The sequence below is a fragment of the Ochrobactrum teleogrylli genome (assembly GCF_006376685.1).
GTDB classification, from domain to species: Bacteria; Pseudomonadota; Alphaproteobacteria; order Rhizobiales; family Rhizobiaceae; genus Brucella; species Brucella teleogrylli.
Map to the genome: position 1 here is coordinate 1 of NZ_VEWL01000026.1, position 19,887 is coordinate 19,887.

Consider the following 19,887-nt stretch of genomic DNA (forward strand, 5'->3'; position numbering starts at 1 on the left):
AAGCTCGCAACCATTCTTAACACCATCCTGCGAAGGCGAACTCCTTGGACCTCTCAACAACACGGTTGCTGAGGAGGTGCGCAGCACCGTCTCGAAGGGCGAGGGGGGGGGGGGAATAACTCGGTGCTTGATCCTTCGAGACGCCGTCTTCGATGGCTCCTCAGGATGAGGGGCGGAGGTGCTGGGTGAGAATGACGAGACGCTGGGGGAGGGACGAGACTATTCCCCGATCAGTTCGCGGATGCGGTCGCCATATTGCTTGCCGAAGGCGACGTGTTCGGGATTGATCCCCTTCACCTCGTCGACGAGCTGGTCTTCTTCTTCCGCATCGACGGCGGCAAGGGCGCTCATCATGGCGAAATAGGCGAGCAGATAATCGCGCGGCGCGATGTTCTGCGCCTTCATCAGTTCCACGACCTGCGGGCGCGATTCGATGCTTTTCACCATGGAATCCATCGAAGGCCGGGCGTCCTGACCTTCTTCCGCGGTTGGGGAAAGCTGCATTCTCTCAAGCTCGGCATGGACCTTTTCCATGCGCGTCAGAAGATCTTCCGTCAGCTTGAAATTGTTGATTTCGGCTGGCGTTTCCGGCGGCGTGGCGATCGACAGGATGTCTTCCGCATAAGCCATTCCGGCAGAAGCAGGCAGGACAACAAGCGACAGGCCAATAAGAGCGGCGCGGTTCAGGCTTTTGAAGCGGGAAAGGGTCATCGTCGTCTTATCCTAAAAGCATAATCCCGAAAAGTTGCAGACTTTTCGGACAAGATTATGCGTGAAACAATTATATAGTGCAGTCGCCATAGGCGACGGCTCTAAAACAGGTCTTTACGCTTGCGGATCTCTGCAAACACGGCTTCGTCGGGCGCATCCTGCATGCCAAGGCGGGCACGAATGCGGCTGTCATGCCAGCGCAGGAACGGATTGGTGGCCATTTCGAGGCTGATGTTCGACGGCAAGGTCATCTTGTCGGCAGTGCGCAGCCGACCGATCTCCAGCGCCCGTTCTTTCAGCGCGGAATTATCCGGGTCGATGGTCAGCGCAAAGCGCGCATTGCTTTCGGTATATTCGTGGCCGCAATAGACGGCTGTGTCGCCGGGCAGGGCGACGAGCTTTTGCAGTGAGCGGAACATTGTCGCTGGCGTTCCCTCGAAAAGCCGCCCGCAGCCAAGCGCAAACAGTGTATCGCCGGTGAAGACCACTTTGGCGTCGGGGATGTAATAGGAAATCTCGCCAGCCGTATGGCCGGGCGTGGATATGACCCTGACCTTGAAAAGCCCGAAGGTGAATTCTTCGCCGTCGTGGACCGTGCGGTCGATGCCGGGGATTTTGCTCTCTTCATCCTTGGGGCCGATGATGCTGAGGCCAAACTTCTTTTTCAGTGCGGCATTGCCTTCGACATGGTCGAGGTGATGATGCGTCGTGAAAATGAAATCAAGCGTCCAGCCGCGCCGTTCAAGCGCTGCTTCGATGGCATAGGCGTCGGGCGCATCGATGGCCGCCGTCAGCGCGCTGACAGGATCGTGGATCAACACGCCATAATTGTCGCTGCGGCAGATGAACTGTTCGATCTCAAGCTTGTGTGCGATTTCGACCATGCCGCGATTCCCTCAATTCCCGCTGTTCATATGACTATGATGCGGGCTTATTGTCCTCTGTCAATGAATGCTTCTGGATAAGCGGCATTTGTAAAAGTGTGAAGATGATGGTGATGGGCATGATGCCCCAGACCTTGAACGAAACCCACGCATCGGTGGAAAAATTGCGCCACACGACTTCATTGGCTACCGCCAGAAAGATGAAGAACAGGCCCCAGCGGAAGGTGAGCTTTTTCCAGCCCTCGGCATCGAGCCGGAAGGCCGAATCGAACACATAGCCCAGAAGCGACTTGCCGAAGAACAACCCGCCCAGAAGGATCGCGCCGAACAGCGTGTTCACGATAGTTGGCTTCATCTTGATGAAGGTGTCGTTGTGCAGCCAGAGCGTCAGCGCGCCAAACACCAGAACCACAATGCCGGAAATGAGCGGCATGATAGGCAGGGTGCGCGTCATGGCCCATGAAATGGTGAGCGCGATCACTGTCGCGACCATGAACAGGGCGGTGGCCAGAAAGATCGGCTCGCCGATGGAAGCGAGCACGGGAAAACGTTCGATCAGCGTTTCGCCGCGCGCATTGGCGAAGAAGAATACCAGAAGCGGCCCCAGCTCCAGCACCAGTTTGAGCAGTGGTGGCACTTCCTTGCGCTCGGCTTCGCTCTTCTGCGACGGATCGCGTTCGAAGACGGGGTGCTCCATCAGGCAACTCCTGCAATGGCGCGGGCAAATTCATTGGCCGCAAATGGTTCGAGGTCATCGACGCCTTCGCCGACACCGATGAAATAGACCGGCAGCTTGTGCTTGGCCGAAATGGCGACAAGAATGCCGCCCCGCGCCGTGCCGTCAAGCTTGGTCATGACCAGCCCGTTCACACCGGCGATATTCTTGAAAATTTCCACCTGATTGAGCGCGTTCTGGCCTGTCGTGGCGTCGAGCGTCTGCAACACCGTATGCGGCGCTTCCGGGTCGTGCTTGCCGAGCACGCGCACGATCTTGGCCAGTTCGTCCATCAGTTCGGCCTTGTTCTGCAAGCGCCCGGCTGTATCGATGATTAGCACGTCGCTGCCCGCGTCCCGGGCTTTTTCCCAGGCGTCATAGGCGAGGCCCGCCGCATCAGCGCCCAACTTGGACGAGACGACCGGTGCGCCGGTGCGCTCGCCCCAGATATGCAGCTGTTCGATGGCTGCGGCGCGGAACGTATCACCGGCCGCCAGCATGACCTTCAGGCCACCTGCCGTCAGCTTTGCCGCGAGCTTGCCGATGGTCGTGGTCTTGCCGGTGCCGTTGACGCCGACCACCAGAATGACATGCGGCTTATGCGAAAGGTCGAGTTCCAGCGGCCTGGCGACGGGACCCAGCACTTTCTCGATTTCCGTGCTCATGATCGAGCGCACTTCATCGCTCGAAACATCTTTGCCGTAGCGTCCGGAGGCCAGCGCATCGGTGACGCGCATCGCGGTCTCAAGGCCAAGGTCGGCCTGGATCAGCACGTCTTCCAGATCCTGAAGCGTGTCTTCGTCCAGCTTGCGCTTGGTGAAAATGCCACCAATGGATTCGCTGAGCGACGAGGACGAACGCGACAGGCCGCGCCGCAAACGCTCGAACCACGACAGTTTCGGCTCGGCGATAGGGGCGGCAGGCGCTTCTTCCGCCTGTTCCTCGACGGCCTTGGAAACCTTGACCTTCTTCGGCTTGGCGGGCGCTGGCGCTGGTTCAGGCGCAGGAGCAATTTCCGCCACCGGCTCCGCTTCGACGGGAGCAGGTGTTTCGACAGGCTTCGGCTCTTCGGGCTTTTCCGGTTCAGGAGCCGGTTCTGGCTCGGCTTCGGGTTCCGGTTCGGCCTCAGGCTCAATAAACGGCGGTTCGATCACCGCCGGTTCCATCACCGGCGGCTGGTCGATTGGAATTTCGATTTCCGCGACCGGATGTTCCGGTTCGCGCTGTTCTTCGACAGTTTCATCGACCGCTGCAGGCTCTTGCGGCTTTTCAGGCTGCGCTTCGACAGGTTCGGCTACCGGCGCTTCAGGTTCTGGCGCCGGTTTGACTTCGGTTGCGGCCTCGGGCGCAGGTTGATCGACCGGCGTTTCCTCGACCTCCTTCTTGCCGAAGGAGAACATTCTCTTGATGAAACCGATAGCCATGGATTCCGATGCCTTAGTTTATGCAGCTGATGGTCAGGCGGCGCGGGTGAGAAGTTTCTCACCGTCGTGGCCCGTCACCACACGTTCGATGATTTCGCCCGGTGCGCCATTATCAATGGCTGCGAGCGTAAAGCCTTCCGTTCGGGCGATGCCTTCCTTCTCGATCAGCAGACGCTGGGTCGTGCCGGTGAGCGAGGCAAGATGTTTCTCATAAGCTCTGTCGCCCTCGGTGCGCAGCCGGGCGGCGCGTTCCTTGACGATTTCGCGCCGCACCTGCGGCATACGCGCGGCGGGCGTGCCTTCGCGTGCGCTATAGGGGAAGACGTGCAGATGAGTCAGTCCGCATTCCTCGACGATCTTCATCGAGTTCTGGAACATGTCCTCGGTTTCGGTCGGAAAGCCGGTGATGATGTCGGCACCGAACACGATATCTGGCCGCAACGAACGCACCGCTTCACAGAAACGAATGGAATCGTCGCGCAGATGGCGGCGTTTCATGCGTTTCAGGATCATGTCGTCACCCGCCTGCAAGGACAGGTGCAGATGCGGCATCAGCCGCTTTTCATTGGCAATGGCGTCCATCAGATCGTCATCCGCCTCGATGGAATCGATCGATGAGAGGCGAAGGCGCTGAAGGTCCGGCACCTGATTGAGAACAGTCTTGACCAGTTTGCCAAGACGCAGGCTTCCCGGCAAGTCCGGCCCATAGGAGGTCATGTCCACGCCGGTCAGCACCACTTCGGCATAACCATTGCCGACAAGGCGCTTCACCTGTTCCACGACCGCACCCATCGGCACCGAGCGGGAATTGCCGCGGCCATAGGGGATGATGCAGAAGGTGCAGCGATGGTCGCAGCCATTCTGGACCTGCACGAAAGCGCGCGCCCGGCCTTCGATGGCATCGACCATGTGGCTTGCGGTTTCGCGCACTTCCATAATGTCGTTGACGCGCACCTTCTCGAACTGGTTCACGCCGAAATCGGGCAGCATCCGATAAGAGTTGGATTTCAGCTTTTCCTCATTGCCAAGCACGAGGTCCACTTCATCCATGGAGGCGAAATTGTCGGCTTCGGTCTGCGCCGCGCAGCCGGTCACGATAATGCGGGCTTCCGGATTTTCGCGCCGCGCCTTGCGGATGGCCTGACGGGCTTGACGCACAGCTTCCGATGTCACGGCGCAGGTGTTGAAGATGATCGCGCCATCCTTCAACTGTCCAAGACCGGCAGCGTCGGCTTCGCGCTTCATCACCTCGGATTCATAGGTGTTGAGACGGCATCCGAATGTTACGACTTCCACACTCATCAGGCCGCACCCTTATCCCCAGTCTTGTCGGTTGCCGGGCCGCCTTCAAAATCGCGGCTCCAGTCGCCGCTTGCCGGGTCGAATGTGCCGGAAAATTCCCATTCCGCCGGACCGGTCATCATGACGTGATCGTCGTCGCGCCATTCGATCTTGAGCGGGCCGCCCGGAACATTGACCGTGACGTTGCGGCCAGTGCGGCGCGTGCGTGCGCCGGAAACGGCGGCGGCGCAGGCGGCGGAACCGCAGGCGCGGGTCAGCCCCGCGCCACGTTCCCAGGTGCGCAGGTCCATTGTTTCCGGCGACGTGACGCGGGCAATCGAGATATTGGCGCGTTCCGGGAAAATCGGATGGTTTTCCAGAAGCGGGCCGAACTTTTCCAATTCATAGGACCATACGTCGCGGTCCACCCAGAAGATCGCATGCGGATTGCCCATGGAGGCGACCGAAGGCGAATGCAGCACGGGCGCATCGATGGGCCCGACCTGAAGCTCGATCATGCGCGTGTCGTGGAATGCTTCGGCAAGCGGGATTTGCTGCCATTCGAAATGCGGCTTGCCCATATCGACGGTGATCAGCCCGTCATCATGTTCCGTTGCGGTCAGAATTCCGGCGCGGGTTTCAAAGGTGAAGGCGCGCTTGCCGGTCTCGGCGGCCAGCGCCTGCACCACGCAGCGCGTGCCGTTGCCGCAAGCTTGCGCTTCCGTGCCGTCGCAATTGATAATGGAGATATAATTGTCGGTGCCCGGCGTGCGTGGATCATGAATGGCCATGATCTGGTCGAAGGCCGTTTCACGCGCACTGGCAAGATGAATGGCGGCGTCGGGCGTGATGCGGTCTGCGCGACCGCGCATATCGGCAACGATGATCTGATTGCCGAGCCCGTTCATCTTGGCGAAGGCTGCCCTGGTGGCCATGGTTTTTGTAGTTCCGTTCTGCCTGCGGTTGCATTGAAGCAGCCGACACGGTTCATTGAATGAGTTATCTGGCGTCTATATGGCGGAAAACCCGGCAAATTGCCAGTGCCAGCAATGAAGCTAACCTTGCTGGGGGCTTATAGGGCTGATTGTGCCGTTCCGTTTCGATCTGCGCAGATACTAAACTGTGGCCTTCCTGTCCCAGTCACCAAATATATGAGCAATTTCAAACCCGGAATGGTCTCTCCTGCTCAAATTGCCGGGCGGCAGTGTTGATTTTTTAACCATATAGCCATTTTATCGCGGCAATATTGTCGTGATGTTTGGTTTCGCAGACGCGTGGTTCGCGCCTCTTTCCCCGAGACCTCGACCGAAATGGAGAACCTGATGGGAATTTCGAAAGCAAGTTTGCTGAGCCTGGCGGCGGCTGGCATCGTACTGGCCGGCTGCCAGAGCTCCCGGATGAACAATGATCTCGGCCCGGTTTCGCCGCCCCCTCCGCCAGCGCCCTTGCAGGCCGCGCCGCAGGGAGCCGTTCAGAAGGGCAATCTCAATTCACCGGATGCTTCGCAATTCCCGACCGCGCCCACGTCCAATCCCGGCATGCAGCCGGGCAACACGCAGGTTGCAAGCCTGCCGCCCGCATCCGCGCCTGATCTGACGCCGGGCACGGTCGCAGGCGTCTGGAACGCTTCGCTTGGCGGCCAGAGCTGTAAGGTTGCTACGCCTCAGACCAAATATGGTCAGGGTTTCCGCGCAGGCCCGCTGCGCTGCCCGGGCGAACTGGCAAACCTCGCTTCCTGGGCCGTCAACGGCAAGCAGCTTGTGCTTTACGATGGATCGGGCGGCACGGTCGCTTCGCTCTATTCGTCCGGTCCGGGCCGTTTCGACGGCCAGACCACCGGCGGTCAGGCCCTGTCGCTTTCCCGCTGATATAAAGCCGAAACAATCGATCACGGCGGGGCGTCTCCGGACTGCTCCGCCGATGTTTAATTAGAGGTTCACGGAACCTGTCATGTCCTTTGATGGTAATCTGAAAGCGTTTCCCTCCGTCCGCGAGCATTATGATGCGATGGTAGCATCCGGCGATGTGGAGGCCGATCCCGCCCAGTTGCAACTCACCGACCGCTACGACCGGCTGATCGAGGAAATCTGCACCAAGCGGCTTTCCCGCAAATCCAGCGCGCTGGGCTGGCTGTTCGGCAAGCGCAAGCAGGCGCAGGAGATCGTCAAGGGGCTTTATGTCCATGGCGAAGTCGGGCGCGGCAAGACCATGCTGATGGATATGTTCTTCCAGCTTCTGCCCGTCGAACGCAAACGCCGTGCGCATTTCAACGATTTCATGGCCGATGTGCATGACCGTATCAATGCGCATCGTCAGGCTTTGAAGCGCGGAGAAACCAAGCAGGACGATCCGATCCCGCCGGTCGCCGATGCGCTGAGCGCACAGGCATGGGTGTTGTGCTTCGACGAATTCACCGTCACCGACATTGCCGATGCGATGATCCTGTCGCGCCTCTTCAGCGCGCTTTTCGCGCGCGGGGTCGTGCTGATCGCTACGTCGAATGTCGCGCCGGACAATCTCTATCGCGACGGCCTCAACCGTCAGCTGTTCCTGCCCTTCGTCGATATTCTCAAGAAGCATGTCGATGTGATCAATCTCGATTCGCGCACCGACTACCGGCTGGAAAAGCTCGATTTGCAGCCGGTTTATCTCGCTCCGCTCGGCGGCGAGACGGCAAAGCGGATGGATGCCGCCTGGGCCGCGCAGAAGGACGGCATGGAAGAAAGGCCGGACGCGATCCGCATTAAGGGGCGTGACGTCGAGGTGCCGCGTGCTGTTCCGGGTGCTGCGCGTTTCAGTTTTGAGGAACTATGCAGCCGTCCGCTCGGCGCTACGGACTATCTGGCCATTGTCGGTCGCTATTCGACCTTGTTCATCGACAATGTGCCGATGCTCGACCTGTCGCGACGCAATGAAGCCAAGCGTTTCATCCTGCTGGTGGACGTTCTTTACGATCACCACGCCCGCGTGTTCATCACGGCGGAAGCGCAGCCGGAGAAGCTCTACGTCGCAAAAAGCGGCACCGAAGCGTTCGAATTCGACCGCACCGCGTCGCGTCTTTTTGAAATGCAGAGCGCCGAATATCTGTCGCAGATACCGGAGAATGCCGGGTGAGACCTGTGCGTTTCGCGCATCGGTTTGGTGGAGAGTACGGCTCGCCGATTCTGCGGGCTCTCTCTGGCGAGCAATCTCCTGATCCTATCATCTGATTGCCACAGACTGGACTTATATCCTCAATCGGCTATCGTGCCCGCGCAAATTCAGCGCATTTGCCCCGGAACGCGCAGGCGATTTTGGAGGTGAGGGCGTGCAGGTTCAGATAGTTGGAGCAACCTTGGTGCATCCGGAAGGATGTATCTGCTCCAGCATTGTTGCACCGTGCATATGGATGCGGGCTGCGGCAATGACCGATCGGATTGGCGGCTTGCCTATCGCACCATCGGCATGGTGGTGGCGGGCGAGAAGGAGGGCAATTGCCATTATTTCGCCCAATTATCTTACGTTTACGTAAGAACATATAATTCTAACCGATTGAAAACATTGGTCGCAAAATAATGAGTTGTGTTTTTTTGCAAAGAGTCATATCGAACCCTCGCAGCGCTTAAGCGTTTCCGGGAGGACACCGGATGGCTTCATGCGTTTCTGGATCAAACTTGAGGAAAGAAACAATCATGGCACGCAACAAGATTGCCCTCATCGGCTCCGGTATGATTGGCGGCACGCTCGCTCATCTCGCCGGTCTGAAGGAACTGGGCGACGTCGTCCTTTTCGACATTGCGGAAGGTACTCCGCAGGGCAAGGGACTGGATATCGCCGAATCTTCTCCGGTTGACGGTTTTGATGCGAAGTTTACCGGCGCCAACGATTACGCAGCCATCGAAGGCGCGGACGTTGTCATCGTTACCGCCGGTGTGCCGCGCAAGCCTGGTATGAGCCGCGACGATCTTCTGGGCATCAACCTGAAGGTGATGGAACAGGTCGGCGCAGGCATCAAGAAATATGCGCCTGAAGCCTTCGTCATCTGCATCACCAACCCGCTCGACGCGATGGTCTGGGCTCTGCAGAAGTTCTCGGGCCTTCCGGCTCACAAGGTCGTCGGCATGGCTGGCGTTCTCGACAGCGCCCGCTTCCGTTATTTCCTCTCGGAAGAATTCAACGTTTCGGTTGAAGATGTCACCGCATTCGTACTCGGCGGCCACGGCGACAGCATGGTTCCGCTGGCGCGCTACTCGACCGTTGCAGGCATCCCGTTGCCGGATCTGGTCAAGATGGGCTGGACCAGCCAGGAAAAGCTCGACAAGATCATCCAGCGCACCCGTGATGGCGGTGCGGAAATCGTCGGCCTGCTCAAGACCGGTTCGGCTTTCTACGCTCCGGCTTCTTCGGCCATTCAGATGGCTGAATCCTATCTCAAGGACAAGAAGCGCGTTCTGCCTGTCGCTGCCCAGCTGAGCGGTCAGTATGGCGTGAAGGACATGTATGTCGGCGTGCCGACCGTGATCGGCGCCAATGGCGTTGAACGCATCATCGAAATCGATCTCGACGGTCAGGAAAAGGCCGAGTTCGAAAAGTCGGTGGCTTCGGTTGCCGGTCTTTGCGAGGCTTGCATCGCTATCGCTCCGTCGCTCAAGTAATATCCAGACAAGGCCGGATGCCCTGTTTTTGATGGGGCTCCGGCCTTTTCCGGCTGTCAATATTGGTCGAAGATTTGGGCCGTACCGGTTCGCCAGACGAACCGGGAATCCGTAGAGGACAACCAGATGAATATTCACGAATATCAGGCCAAGCGCCTGCTTCACACCTACGGCGCGCCGATCGCCAATGGTGTGGCTGTCTATTCCGTCGAACAGGCGGAAGAATGGGCAAAGACGCTTCCTGGCCCGCTTTACGTCGTCAAGAGCCAGATCCACGCTGGCGGTCGCGGCAAGGGCAAGTTCAAGGAACTCGGCCCGGACGCCAAGGGCGGCGTGCGCCTCGCCAAGTCGGTTGAGGAAGTGGTTGCCAATGCGAAGGAAATGCTGGGCAACACGCTCGTCACCAAGCAGACCGGCCCTGCTGGCAAGCAGGTCAACCGCCTTTACATCGAAGACGGCGCCGACATTGATCGCGAGCTTTATCTCTCGATCCTGATCGACCGCACCGTCGGCCGTCCGGCTTTCGTCGTTTCAACCGAAGGCGGCATGGACATCGAAGCCGTTGCCGAAGAAACCCCTGAAAAGATCGTGACTGTCGCCATCGATCCGGCCAAGGGCGTAACGGATGAAGACGCCAACAAGCTCGCCGACGCGTTGAAGCTTGAAGGTCAGGCTCGCGAAGACGGCCTCAAGCTGTTCCCGATCCTCTACAAAGCCTTCACCGAAAAGGACATGAGCCTTCTCGAAATCAACCCGCTGATCGTCATGACCGATGGCCGCGTGCGCGTTCTCGACGCCAAGGTATCGTTCGACGGCAATGCGCTGTTCCGTCATCCTGACATTCAGGAACTGCGCGATTTGTCGGAAGAAGACGAAAAAGAAATCGAAGCTTCCAAATACGATCTCGCTTACGTCGCTCTCGATGGCAATATCGGCTGCATGGTCAACGGTGCAGGCCTTGCCATGGCAACGATGGACATCATCAAGCTCTACGGTGCAGAACCTGCCAACTTCCTCGACGTTGGTGGCGGCGCTTCCAAGGAGAAGGTGACGGCTGCGTTCAAGATCATCACCGCTGATCCGGCTGTCCAGGGCATTCTGGTCAACATCTTCGGTGGCATCATGAAGTGCGACGTGATCGCCGAAGGCGTGATCGCTGCGGTCAAGGAAGTCGGCCTGAAGGTTCCGCTGGTTGTCCGTCTTGAAGGCACCAATGTGGAACTCGGCAAGAAGATCATCAACGAGAGCGGCCTGAACGTTATTTCGGCTGACGATCTCGACGATGCGGCGCAGAAGATCGTCGCTGCTGTGAAGGGGAATTAAGGCATGTCCATTCTCGTCAACAAGGACACCAAGGTTCTCGTACAGGGCCTGACCGGCAAGACCGGTACTTTCCACACCGAACAGGCGCTTGCCTATTACGGCACGCAGATGGTCGGCGGTATCCATCCGAAGAAGGGTGGCGAAACCTGGGAAGGCTCGAAGGGCGAAAAGCTCCCGATCTTCGCAACCGTTGCCGAAGCCAAGGAACGCACGGGCGCCGACGCTTCCGTGATCTATGTTCCGCCAGCAGGTGCTGCCGATGCGATCATCGAAGCCATCGAAGCTGAGATTCCGTTCATCGTCTGCATCACCGAAGGCATTCCGGTCATGGACATGGTTCGCGTCAAGGAGCGTCTGGAACGCTCGAAGTCGCGCCTGCTTGGACCGAACTGCCCGGGCATCCTGACCCCTGAAGAATGCAAGATCGGCATCATGCCGGGCAATATCTTCAAGAAGGGTTCGGTGGGTGTTGTATCGCGCTCCGGCACGCTTACCTATGAAGCTGTGTTCCAGACCTCGAACGAGGGCCTCGGCCAGACCACCGCTGTTGGTATCGGCGGCGATCCGGTCAAGGGCACCGAGTTCATCGACGTCTTGGAAATGTTCCTGGCCGACGACGAAACCAAGTCGATCGTCATGATCGGCGAAATCGGTGGTTCGGCTGAAGAAGACGCGGCTCAGTTTCTCAAGGACGAAGCCAAGCGCGGTCGCAAGAAGCCGATGGTCGGCTTCATCGCTGGCCGCACCGCGCCTGCAGGACGCACCATGGGCCATGCCGGCGCCGTGATCTCCGGCGGCAAGGGCGGAGCGGAAGACAAGATTGCAGCCATGGAATCGGCTGGCATCCGCGTCTCCCCGTCGCCTGCGCAGCTCGGCAAGACGCTGGTTGAAGTCCTCAAGGGCTGAGACCGACTGAGTTTGAATATCCCGGCGGCGGCGAAAGCCGCTGCCGGGTTTGGCATAACAAAAACATACTGAAGCCGGATACCGGGCTTTAAGGGAATGGCAGGCATTCGCGGTCATTCTTCGGTGTCGAACAAATAGACCGGGTGGTTTTGACAATTGCGTCGGAACAGATCGCTCGGGTCGCGTAGAAACGAGTTTTGCCGGGGTCTGTTGTGGTTCCTCCCCGGCGGCGTGAGGGATGAAGGTTTCGGTATCTTCCGGCCCGCGCAGATGAGCTACTGACAAGGAGACGGAGCAAAGCTCCGGATTAGGTTATGGCAAGGCAAGAACAGGCCAACGACGTTTTCGCCCTTACCTCGTTCCTCTATGGCGGCAACGCCGACTATATCGAGGAGCTGTACGCCAAGTATGAGGATGATCCGAATTCGGTTGATCCGCAGTGGCGCGATTTCTTCGCGAAGCTGGGCGATAGTGCCGAAGATGTGAAGAAGAATGCGCAAGGCGCAAGCTGGACCAGAAAAAACTGGCCGATTGCCGCCAATGGCGAACTCGTCTCCGCTCTCGACGGCAATTGGGCCGAAGTCGAAAAGCACGTCACAGACAAGCTCAAGGGCAAGGCTGCCAAAGGCGACAGCAAGGCCGCCGCAGCGCTTTCCGCTGAAGAGATTGCACAGGCTGCACGCGACAGCGTTCGCGCCATCATGATGATCCGCGCCTATCGCATGCGCGGCCATCTGCATGCCAATCTCGATCCGCTCGGTCTCGCTGAAAAGCCGAACGACTATAACGAGCTGGAGCCGGAAGCTTACGGCTTCACGCCTGCCGACTACAATCGCAAGATTTTCATCGATAATGTGCTCGGCCTCGAATACGCGACCGTGCCGGAAATGCTCGACATTCTGAAGCGCACCTATTGCGGCACGATCGGCGTCGAGTTCATGCATATTTCCGATCCGGCTGAAAAGGCATGGATTCAGGAACGCATCGAAGGTCCGGATAAAAAGGTCGCTTTCACGCCGGAAGGCAAGAAGGCTATCCTGTCGAAGCTCATCGAAGCAGAGGGTTTCGAGCAGTTCATCGACGTCAAGTACAAGGGCACCAAGCGTTTCGGCCTCGATGGCGGTGAATCGCTGATCCCGGCGCTGGAACAGATCGTCAAGCGCGGCGGCCAGATGGGCCTTAAGGAAGTCGTGCTCGGCATGGCGCACCGTGGCCGCCTGAACGTGCTGTCCCAGGTCATGGGCAAGCCGCACCGCGCCATCTTCCACGAGTTCAAGGGCGGCTCCTACGCGCCGGACGATGTGGAAGGTTCGGGCGACGTGAAGTACCATCTTGGCGCTTCGTCGGACCGCGAGTTTGACGGCAACAAGGTTCACCTGTCGCTGACCGCCAACCCGTCGCATCTTGAAATCGTCAACCCGGTTGTCATGGGCAAGGCCCGCGCCAAGCAGGATCTGCTTGTCGGTCGCACCCGCGACGACATGGTGCCGTTGACCGAACGCGCCAAGGTTCTGCCGCTGCTGCTGCACGGCGATGCCGCTTTCGCCGGTCAGGGTGTGGTTGCCGAGTGCCTTGGCCTGTCGGGCCTCAAGGGTCACCGCGTCGGCGGCACGCTGCATTTCATCATCAACAACCAGATCGGTTTCACCACCAATCCGGCCTTCTCGCGTTCTTCGCCTTATCCGTCGGATGTGGCGAAGATGGTCGAAGCGCCGGTCTTCCACGTCAATGGCGACGATCCGGAAGCTGTGGTGTTCGCGGCCAAGGTTGCGATGGAATTCCGCATGACCTTCCACAAGCCGGTGGTCGTGGACATGTTCTGCTACCGTCGCTTCGGCCACAATGAAGGCGACGAACCGTCCTTCACCCAGCCGTTGATGTACAAGGAAATCCGCGCGCACAAAACGACGGTTCAGCTCTATAGCGACAAGCTGATTGCGGAAGGTCTGCTCACCCAGGCCGACGTCGACAAGATGCGCGCCGACTGGCGCGAAAAGCTCGAAATCGAGTTCGAAGCCGGACAGAGCTACAAGCCGAACAAGGCCGACTGGCTGGACGGCGCCTGGGCTGGTCTGCGCACGGCGGACAATGCCGATGAGCAGCGCCGCGGTAAGACCGGCGTTCCGATCAAGACACTCAAGGAAATCGGCAAGAAGCTGGTTGAAGTGCCGCAGGACTTCCATGTCCACCGCACCATCCAGCGCTTCCTCGATAACCGCGCCAAGATGATGGAAACCGGCGAAGGCATCGATTGGGCAACCGCTGAATCGCTGGCATTCGGCACGCTGGTCGCGGAAGGCCATCCGATCCGCCTGTCCGGTCAGGACGTGGAACGCGGCACCTTCTCGCAGCGTCACACGGTTCTCTACGATCAGGAAAACCAGAACCGCTATATCCCGCTGAACAATATTCAGAAGGGGCAGGCGATCTACGAAGCCATCAACTCGATGCTTTCGGAAGAAGCGGTACTCGGCTACGAATACGGTTATTCGCTGTCCGATCCGCGTGCGCTGGTTCTCTGGGAAGCCCAGTTCGGCGATTTCGCCAACGGTGCGCAGGTCGTGTTCGACCAGTTCATCTCGTCGGGCGAGCGCAAGTGGCTGCGTATGTCCGGTCTCGTCTGCCTTCTGCCACATGGCTATGAAGGTCAGGGTCCGGAACATTCGTCGGCCCGTCTGGAACGCTATCTCCAGCTTTGCGCTGAAGACAATATGCAGGTTGCCAACGTTACGACGCCGGCTAACTACTACCATATTCTGCGCCGCCAGATGAAGCGCGACTTCCGCAAGCCGCTCATCATGATGACGCCGAAGTCGCTGCTGCGCCACAAGCGCGCCGTGTCCAGCCTTAGCGAACTGTCGGGCGATTCCTCGTTCCACCGTCTGCTGTGGGACGACGCGCAGTACAACAAGGGTGAAGAAGGCATCAAGCTTCAGAAAGATGCCAAGATCCGTCGCGTCGTGCTCTGCTCGGGCAAGGTCTATTACGATCTCTACGAAGAGCGTGAAAAGCGCGGCATCGACGATGTCTACCTGCTGCGCGTGGAACAGCTTTACCCATTCCCGGCCAAGGCGCTCATCAACGAGCTGTCGCGTTTCCGTCATGCGGAAATCGTCTGGTGTCAGGAAGAGCCGAAGAACATGGGTGCGTGGTCGTTCATCGATCCGTATCTGGAATGGGTGCTGGCGCATATCGATGCCAAGCATCAGCGCGTCCGCTACACGGGCCGCCCGGCTGCCGCTTCTCCGGCAACCGGCCTGATGTCGAAGCATCTTGCGCAGCTTGAAGCTTTCCTTGAGGATGCGCTCGGTAACTGATCCGAGTTATAGTTCTGGAGCGGTTTTTCGAAACTGCTCCAGCCTGAATTGAACATAAAATCCAAAGTTTGAAGATCAACGGAAGAAGAAACCATGGCCACCGAAATTCGCGTTCCCACGCTTGGGGAGTCCGTTACTGAGGCAACCATCGGAAAATGGTTCAAGAAGGTTGGCGATGCCGTCGCTATCGACGAACCGCTGGTGGAACTGGAAACCGACAAGGTGACAGTGGAAGTTCCGGCTGCTGCTGCTGGCGTGCTAGCTGAAATCGTGGCCAAGGAAGGCGACACGGTTGAAGTGAACGCTCTGCTCGGCCAGATTTCGGGTGAGGGCGCTGCTGCCGCTCCGGCTCCGAAGAAGGAAGAAGCCAAGCCTGCCGCCGCTGCTGCTCCGGCTGCCGCTGCACCAGTTGCTTCCGCATCGTCCGGTCCTGCCATGCAGCCCGCACCTGCCGCTTCGAAGCTTCTCGCTGAAAACGGTCTGTCTGCCGATCAGGTCGATGGTTCGGGCAAGCGCGGTCAGGTCCTCAAGGGCGACGTTCTCGACGCTATTGCTAAAGGTGTATCGGCTGCTCCGGCTCCGGTCGCAGCGGCTGCTGCTCGTCCGGCTTCGTCGGCTGACGACGCATCGCGCGAAGAACGCGTGAAGATGACCCGTCTGCGCCAGACCATCGCCAAGCGTCTGAAGGATGCGCAGAACACCGCTGCCATGCTGACGACCTATAACGAAGTCGACATGTCGGCCGTGATGGAACTGCGCACCAAGTACAAAGACGTCTTCGAAAAGAAGCATGGCGTGAAGCTCGGCTTCATGGGCTTCTTCACGAAGGCTGTGACCCATGCGCTGAAGGAAATCCCGGCTGTTAACGCCGAGATCGACGGCACCGACATTATCTACAAGAATTTTGCGCATGTCGGCATGGCTGTCGGCACCGATAAGGGTCTTGTGGTTCCGGTCATCCGCGACGCCGATCAGCTTTCGATCGCGGGCGTGGAAAAGGAACTGGGCCGTCTGGCCAAGGCCGCGCGCGATGGCACGCTTTCGATGGCTGACATGCAGGGCGGCACCTTCACCATCACCAATGGTGGCGTTTACGGTTCGCTGATGTCTTCGCCGATCCTCAATTCGCCGCAGTCGGGCATTCTCGGCATGCACAAGATCCAGGATCGTCCGGTTGTCGTCGGCGGTCAGATCGTCATCCGTCCGATGATGTATCTGGCTCTCAGCTACGATCACCGCATCGTGGACGGCAAGGAAGCCGTGACCTTCCTCGTTCGCGTCAAGGAAAGCCTGGAAGATCCGGAACGTCTGGTTCTCGATCTCTAAGCTGGAATTCAAAAAAAGCCGCCCGAACATGATCGGGCGGCTTTTCGGTCGGGTTTGCGAGAAACGGGATTTGCACGATGGAGTCGGGTCTTTTCTCCTCTTCGCCTTATCTGCCGCCCTACCTGCCACTTGTCGGCTGGAGCGTGGTTTTGCTGGTGGCGCATGTGCTGCTTCAGGCCATGACGGCGACGCGAGAACTCGGCACAGACTGGAATGCCGGTCCCCGCGATGAAGGACTGAAGCCTTCCGGCGCGATTGCCGGTCGTGCGGAACGGGCATCCGCCAATTTCCGCGAAACCTATCCGGCTTTTATCGCGCTGGCGCTGGCTTTGACGCTGAAAGGCGATGCGGCGCAATGGGGCGTTTACGGGGCCTGGCTCTGGTTTGCCTGCCGTATTGTCTATATTCCGCTCTATCTGGCGGGCATTCCCTATATCCGGTCGCTGATCTGGGTCGGCTCGATGGTCGGACTGGGTGTCATGTTTCTGGCTTTGATTTTTTGATGGTTGCCTGCGCGGGTCTTCGCGCATAGTGCAGCAAAGGAAAAGCGATGCATCCCTATCTCTTCGAACTGGCCTCTCTGATGGCGATCTTCTTCTTTGCGATTGTTTCGCCGGGGGCTGATCTTGCCATGGTCATGCGTCAGTCACTGATGCATGGCCGCCGTGAGGCGATCATCACCAGTTTCGGCATCGGTAGCGCGCTGATGATGCATGTCACCTATACGGTTCTGGGTCTCGGCCTCATCATTTCTCAGTCGATCTATCTGTTCAACATCGTCAAATGGTGCGGTGTGGCCTATCTCGTCTATATCGGTATCAAGGCGCTGCGCGCTGGCGCGACGAAGATCGATGTCGAAAACGATGCGAAGGAGCCACGCAAGCAGCAGAGCTTTGCCAAGGCCTTCGGTCTCGGCTTTGCCGCCAACGCGCTCAATCCGAAAGCCGTGTTCTTCTTCCTGTCGATCTTCTCAACGGTCGTGCACGCGCATACGCCGACCGAAGTGAAGCTCGGTTACGGTGTTGTGATGGCAACCGCGCTGATCAGCTGGTTTATTGGCGTCAGCATTTTCATGACCACGCCGAAGATGCGCGCGGCCTTCTCGCGCGCTTCGAAATGGATTGACCGTACCAGCGGTGTTGTCTTCATCGCGCTGGGGCTTAAACTTGCGACCGAAAAGGCTATGTAAGAAGCAATTGATTTGCTGCCGGAAAAACTCAAGGAGAACCGACAGATGCATGTTGCAGTTAAGCTTCTCAGAATAACGGCCGCTTCGGTCGTTGCCGCATCGGTGTTCTCGACTGCGGTGCAGGCGGCCTGCACACAGAATCGCGGCATCTATCAGGATCGTGACGGCGCCTATACGCTGACGTTCCAGCCCTTGCAGTCGAACGATCTCAAGATGACGCCAGCGCCGACGAATGAATTCACCATCACGGCCAATGACAAGCCGGAATTCAAGCTGAGCGGCATGGTGATCTGGCCGGAAGAAGGTGTGGCGCGGCCTTATGCGCTCATCACCTATAATTGCAAGGGCGACGGCTCCAATGCGGAAGACCTCGATGATTGCAGCATCTGGCAGAGCGTCATCTATGCGCTGAAGGAAAGCGCGGAAGCTGATGTTCTGCCGAAGGCGGACGAACCAGCTGCGCAGGCCGTGCTGTTTCCCGATCTGGTGACGGCGCTCGACGGCTATGATTTTGGAGCGGCCAAACCGGAAAAGCCGCTTCAGTGGGAAGTGTTCCGCTTTCAGGGATGCACCCCGGATGAAAACTGACCGGCTGTTCTCACGAATGCCGGTCTCAAACTAAAAACGTTCAGGAAAGACTGAAAAGGGTAATTCAATGTCTTATGATGTGGTTGTCATCGGTACGGGCCCCGGCGGTTATGTCGCCGCAATCAAGGCCGCGCAGCTCGGTCTCTCGGTTGCCGTGGTGGAAAAGCGCAAGACCTTCGGCGGCACCTGCCTCAATGTCGGCTGCATTCCGTCCAAGGCGCTTTTGCATGCGTCGGAAGTGTTTGCCGAAGCTGGCCATTCCTTCGACACGCTGGGCGTGGAAGTCGGCAAGCCGAAGCTCAATCTGGAAAAGATGCTGGCCCACAAGGACGCGACCGTGAAGTCGAACACCTCGGGCGTGGAATTCCTGTTCAAGAAGAACAAGATCACCCCTTACATCGGCACCGGCAAGATCGTCGCCAAGGGCAAGGTTTCCGTGACCGCCGAAGACGGCAAGGTTGAGGAAATCGAAGCCAAGAACATCATCATCGCCACGGGTTCCGACGTCGCTGGTATTCCGGGCGTCAAGGTCGATATCGACGAGAAGACCATCGTGTCCTCGACCGGCGCTCTGTCCTTCGACAAGGTTCCGGGTCATCTGGTCGTTGTCGGCGGCGGTGTGATCGGTCTGGAGCTGGGTTCGGTCTGGGCGCGTCTCGGCGCGAAGGTCACGGTTGTCGAATATCTCGACAAGGTGCTGGGTGCGATGGACGGCGAAGTTTCCAAGCAGTTCCAGCGTTTGCTGGAAAAGCAGGGCATTGCCTTCAAGCTCAGCGCGAAAGTCACGGGCGTTGAAAAGTCCGGCAAAGGCGCAAAGGTTACCTTCGAGCCGGTCAAGGGCGGCGATGCGGAAGTGCTCGAAGCCGATGCCGTTCTGATCTCTACGGGCCGCCGTCCTTACACGGATGGTCTCGGCCTTCAGGAAGCAGGCGTCACTGTCGATGATCGCGGTCGCGTTGCGATTGACGACCATTGGCGCACCAATGTCGAAGGCATCTATGCCATCGGCGACGTGGTGCAGGGCCCGATGCTGGCGCACAAGGCCGAGGATGAAGGCATTGCCGTTGCCGAAATCATCGCCGGTCAGGCCGGTCATGTGAATTTCGACGTCATTCCAAGCGTCGTCTACACCCAGCCGGAAGTGGCTTCCGTGGGCAAGACCGAAGAAGAACTGAAAGCTGCCGGCGTTGAATACAAGGTCGGCAAGTTCCCGTTCACGGCCAATGGTCGTGCACGCGCCATGCTGCACACCGATGGTTTCGTGAAAATCCTCGCCGACAAGGCAACGGATCGCGTTCTGGGCGCACATATCCTCGGTTACAATGCCGGTGAAATGATCCACGAACTGGCCGTACTGATGGAATTCGGCGGTTCTTCGGAAGATCTGGCCCGCACCTGCCATGCGCATCCGACCATGTCGGAAGCCGTGCGCGAATCCGCTCTGGCGACCTTCGCCAAGCCGATCCATATGTAATCTCTTCGAGAGAGCATGGAGAAAGGCCCGCACAAGCGGGCCTCAGGCCGCTGACAAACCCGCCGATATTTTTCGGCGGGTTTTGTTTTTGGGAGGGGGCGCGTTTTGTGACTGC

Annotated in this window: 18 protein-coding genes; 11 read left to right on the plus strand and 7 right to left on the minus strand. The window is 58.6% G+C overall.

The window, feature by feature from the left end:
• Nucleotides 1-219: 219 nt before the first annotated feature.
• From FIC94_RS21840 to dapF, 6 genes are all read right to left on the minus strand, one after another.
• On the minus strand, nucleotides 220-711 hold the full coding sequence (locus tag FIC94_RS21840) for a hypothetical protein (RefSeq protein WP_140026413.1): 492 nt from the start codon (nucleotides 709-711) through the stop codon (nucleotides 220-222).
• 101 nt (nucleotides 712-812) lie between these two features.
• Nucleotides 813-1,595, minus strand: coding sequence for a hydroxyacylglutathione hydrolase (gene gloB, locus FIC94_RS21845; protein WP_140026414.1), 783 nt, complete (start codon nucleotides 1,593-1,595; stop codon nucleotides 813-815).
• Nucleotides 1,596-1,629: 34 nt separating this feature from the next.
• Complete coding sequence (locus FIC94_RS21850; protein WP_109369978.1) at nucleotides 1,630-2,292, minus strand: septation protein A; 663 nt, start codon at nucleotides 2,290-2,292, stop codon at nucleotides 1,630-1,632.
• Entirely contained in the window at nucleotides 2,292-3,734 is a 1,443-nt protein-coding gene (ftsY, locus tag FIC94_RS21855; RefSeq protein ID WP_140026415.1) for a signal recognition particle-docking protein FtsY, read from the minus strand. The genes FIC94_RS21850 and ftsY overlap by 1 nt, the downstream gene beginning before the upstream one ends.
• A gap of 33 nt (nucleotides 3,735-3,767) precedes the next feature.
• Entirely contained in the window at nucleotides 3,768-5,036 is a 1,269-nt protein-coding gene (gene mtaB / locus FIC94_RS21860; protein ID WP_140026416.1) for a tRNA (N(6)-L-threonylcarbamoyladenosine(37)-C(2))-methylthiotransferase MtaB, read from the minus strand.
• On the minus strand, nucleotides 5,036-5,950 hold the full coding sequence (gene dapF / locus FIC94_RS21865; RefSeq protein ID WP_140026417.1) for a diaminopimelate epimerase: 915 nt from the start codon (nucleotides 5,948-5,950) through the stop codon (nucleotides 5,036-5,038). The genes mtaB and dapF overlap by 1 nt, the downstream gene beginning before the upstream one ends.
• A gap of 387 nt (nucleotides 5,951-6,337) precedes the next feature.
• Between dapF and FIC94_RS21870 the strand changes: the two genes are divergently transcribed.
• Both FIC94_RS21870 and zapE read left to right on the plus strand, forming a co-directional pair.
• Complete coding sequence (locus tag FIC94_RS21870; protein WP_109369974.1) at nucleotides 6,338-6,883, plus strand: protease inhibitor Inh/omp19 family protein; 546 nt, start codon at nucleotides 6,338-6,340, stop codon at nucleotides 6,881-6,883.
• 82 nt (nucleotides 6,884-6,965) lie between these two features.
• Complete coding sequence (zapE, locus tag FIC94_RS21875; protein WP_109369973.1) at nucleotides 6,966-8,129, plus strand: cell division protein ZapE; 1,164 nt, start codon at nucleotides 6,966-6,968, stop codon at nucleotides 8,127-8,129.
• 201 nt (nucleotides 8,130-8,330) lie between these two features.
• Here the strand turns inward: zapE and FIC94_RS22520 are convergent, their stop codons facing one another.
• Nucleotides 8,331-8,495 (minus strand): hypothetical protein, encoded by a 165-nt coding sequence (locus FIC94_RS22520; RefSeq protein ID WP_167836047.1) that lies wholly within the window; start codon nucleotides 8,493-8,495, stop codon nucleotides 8,331-8,333.
• A 191-nt stretch (nucleotides 8,496-8,686) separates the two neighbouring features.
• On the opposite strand from FIC94_RS22520, the gene mdh reads away from it, so the two are divergent.
• The 9 genes from mdh to lpdA all read left to right on the plus strand — a co-directional run bounded on the left by mdh (nucleotide 8,687) and on the right by lpdA (nucleotide 19,772).
• Nucleotides 8,687-9,649 carry a malate dehydrogenase gene (gene mdh, locus FIC94_RS21885; RefSeq protein ID WP_109369971.1) on the plus strand — a complete coding sequence of 321 codons (963 nt, stop codon included), beginning with the start codon at nucleotides 8,687-8,689 and terminating at the stop codon, nucleotides 9,647-9,649.
• A 126-nt stretch (nucleotides 9,650-9,775) separates the two neighbouring features.
• Nucleotides 9,776-10,972, plus strand: a complete 1,197-nt coding sequence (sucC, locus tag FIC94_RS21890) for an ADP-forming succinate--CoA ligase subunit beta (RefSeq protein ID WP_109369970.1) — start codon at nucleotides 9,776-9,778, stop codon at nucleotides 10,970-10,972.
• Nucleotides 10,973-10,975: 3 nt separating this feature from the next.
• Nucleotides 10,976-11,878 (plus strand): succinate--CoA ligase subunit alpha, encoded by a 903-nt coding sequence (gene sucD / locus FIC94_RS21895; RefSeq protein ID WP_104755057.1) that lies wholly within the window; start codon nucleotides 10,976-10,978, stop codon nucleotides 11,876-11,878.
• 314 nt (nucleotides 11,879-12,192) lie between these two features.
• A complete protein-coding gene (locus FIC94_RS21900) occupies nucleotides 12,193-15,195 on the plus strand; it encodes a 2-oxoglutarate dehydrogenase E1 component (RefSeq protein ID WP_109369969.1) in 3,003 nt (1,000 codons plus the stop codon).
• A 93-nt stretch (nucleotides 15,196-15,288) separates the two neighbouring features.
• A complete protein-coding gene (odhB, locus tag FIC94_RS21905; protein WP_140026418.1) occupies nucleotides 15,289-16,521 on the plus strand; it encodes a 2-oxoglutarate dehydrogenase complex dihydrolipoyllysine-residue succinyltransferase in 1,233 nt (410 codons plus the stop codon).
• A gap of 77 nt (nucleotides 16,522-16,598) precedes the next feature.
• Complete coding sequence (locus tag FIC94_RS21910; RefSeq protein WP_140026419.1) at nucleotides 16,599-17,024, plus strand: MAPEG family protein; 426 nt, start codon at nucleotides 16,599-16,601, stop codon at nucleotides 17,022-17,024.
• A gap of 47 nt (nucleotides 17,025-17,071) precedes the next feature.
• Nucleotides 17,072-17,710 carry a LysE family translocator gene (locus FIC94_RS21915; protein ID WP_109369966.1) on the plus strand — a complete coding sequence of 213 codons (639 nt, stop codon included), beginning with the start codon at nucleotides 17,072-17,074 and terminating at the stop codon, nucleotides 17,708-17,710.
• 45 nt (nucleotides 17,711-17,755) lie between these two features.
• The gene (locus tag FIC94_RS21920) at nucleotides 17,756-18,298 is read left to right on the plus strand and encodes a hypothetical protein (protein WP_109369965.1); all 543 of its coding nucleotides are present in this window, start codon (nucleotides 17,756-17,758) and stop codon (nucleotides 18,296-18,298) included.
• A 67-nt stretch (nucleotides 18,299-18,365) separates the two neighbouring features.
• A complete protein-coding gene (gene lpdA, locus FIC94_RS21925) occupies nucleotides 18,366-19,772 on the plus strand; it encodes a dihydrolipoyl dehydrogenase (RefSeq protein ID WP_140026420.1) in 1,407 nt (468 codons plus the stop codon).
• Nucleotides 19,773-19,887: the final 115 nt, after the last annotated feature.

Coding starts and splice junctions, on each gene's coding strand:
- FIC94_RS21840 (WP_140026413.1), bottom strand. CDS start 711: ATGACCCTTTCCCGCTTCAAAAGCCTGAACCGCGCCGCTCTTATTGGC.
- gloB (WP_140026414.1), bottom strand. CDS start 1,595: ATGGTCGAAATCGCACACAAGCTTGAGATCGAACAGTTCATCTGCCGC.
- FIC94_RS21850 (WP_109369978.1), bottom strand. CDS start 2,292: ATGGAGCACCCCGTCTTCGAACGCGATCCGTCGCAGAAGAGCGAAGCC.
- ftsY (WP_140026415.1), bottom strand. CDS start 3,734: ATGGCTATCGGTTTCATCAAGAGAATGTTCTCCTTCGGCAAGAAGGAG.
- mtaB (WP_140026416.1), bottom strand. CDS start 5,036: ATGAGTGTGGAAGTCGTAACATTCGGATGCCGTCTCAACACCTATGAA.
- dapF (WP_140026417.1), bottom strand. CDS start 5,950: ATGGCCACCAGGGCAGCCTTCGCCAAGATGAACGGGCTCGGCAATCAG.
- FIC94_RS21870 (WP_109369974.1), top strand. CDS start 6,338: ATGGGAATTTCGAAAGCAAGTTTGCTGAGCCTGGCGGCGGCTGGCATC.
- zapE (WP_109369973.1), top strand. CDS start 6,966: ATGTCCTTTGATGGTAATCTGAAAGCGTTTCCCTCCGTCCGCGAGCAT.
- FIC94_RS22520 (WP_167836047.1), bottom strand. CDS start 8,495: ATGGCAATTGCCCTCCTTCTCGCCCGCCACCACCATGCCGATGGTGCG.
- mdh (WP_109369971.1), top strand. CDS start 8,687: ATGGCACGCAACAAGATTGCCCTCATCGGCTCCGGTATGATTGGCGGC.
- sucC (WP_109369970.1), top strand. CDS start 9,776: ATGAATATTCACGAATATCAGGCCAAGCGCCTGCTTCACACCTACGGC.
- sucD (WP_104755057.1), top strand. CDS start 10,976: ATGTCCATTCTCGTCAACAAGGACACCAAGGTTCTCGTACAGGGCCTG.
- FIC94_RS21900 (WP_109369969.1), top strand. CDS start 12,193: ATGGCAAGGCAAGAACAGGCCAACGACGTTTTCGCCCTTACCTCGTTC.
- odhB (WP_140026418.1), top strand. CDS start 15,289: ATGGCCACCGAAATTCGCGTTCCCACGCTTGGGGAGTCCGTTACTGAG.
- FIC94_RS21910 (WP_140026419.1), top strand. CDS start 16,599: ATGGAGTCGGGTCTTTTCTCCTCTTCGCCTTATCTGCCGCCCTACCTG.
- FIC94_RS21915 (WP_109369966.1), top strand. CDS start 17,072: ATGCATCCCTATCTCTTCGAACTGGCCTCTCTGATGGCGATCTTCTTC.
- FIC94_RS21920 (WP_109369965.1), top strand. CDS start 17,756: ATGCATGTTGCAGTTAAGCTTCTCAGAATAACGGCCGCTTCGGTCGTT.
- lpdA (WP_140026420.1), top strand. CDS start 18,366: ATGTCTTATGATGTGGTTGTCATCGGTACGGGCCCCGGCGGTTATGTC.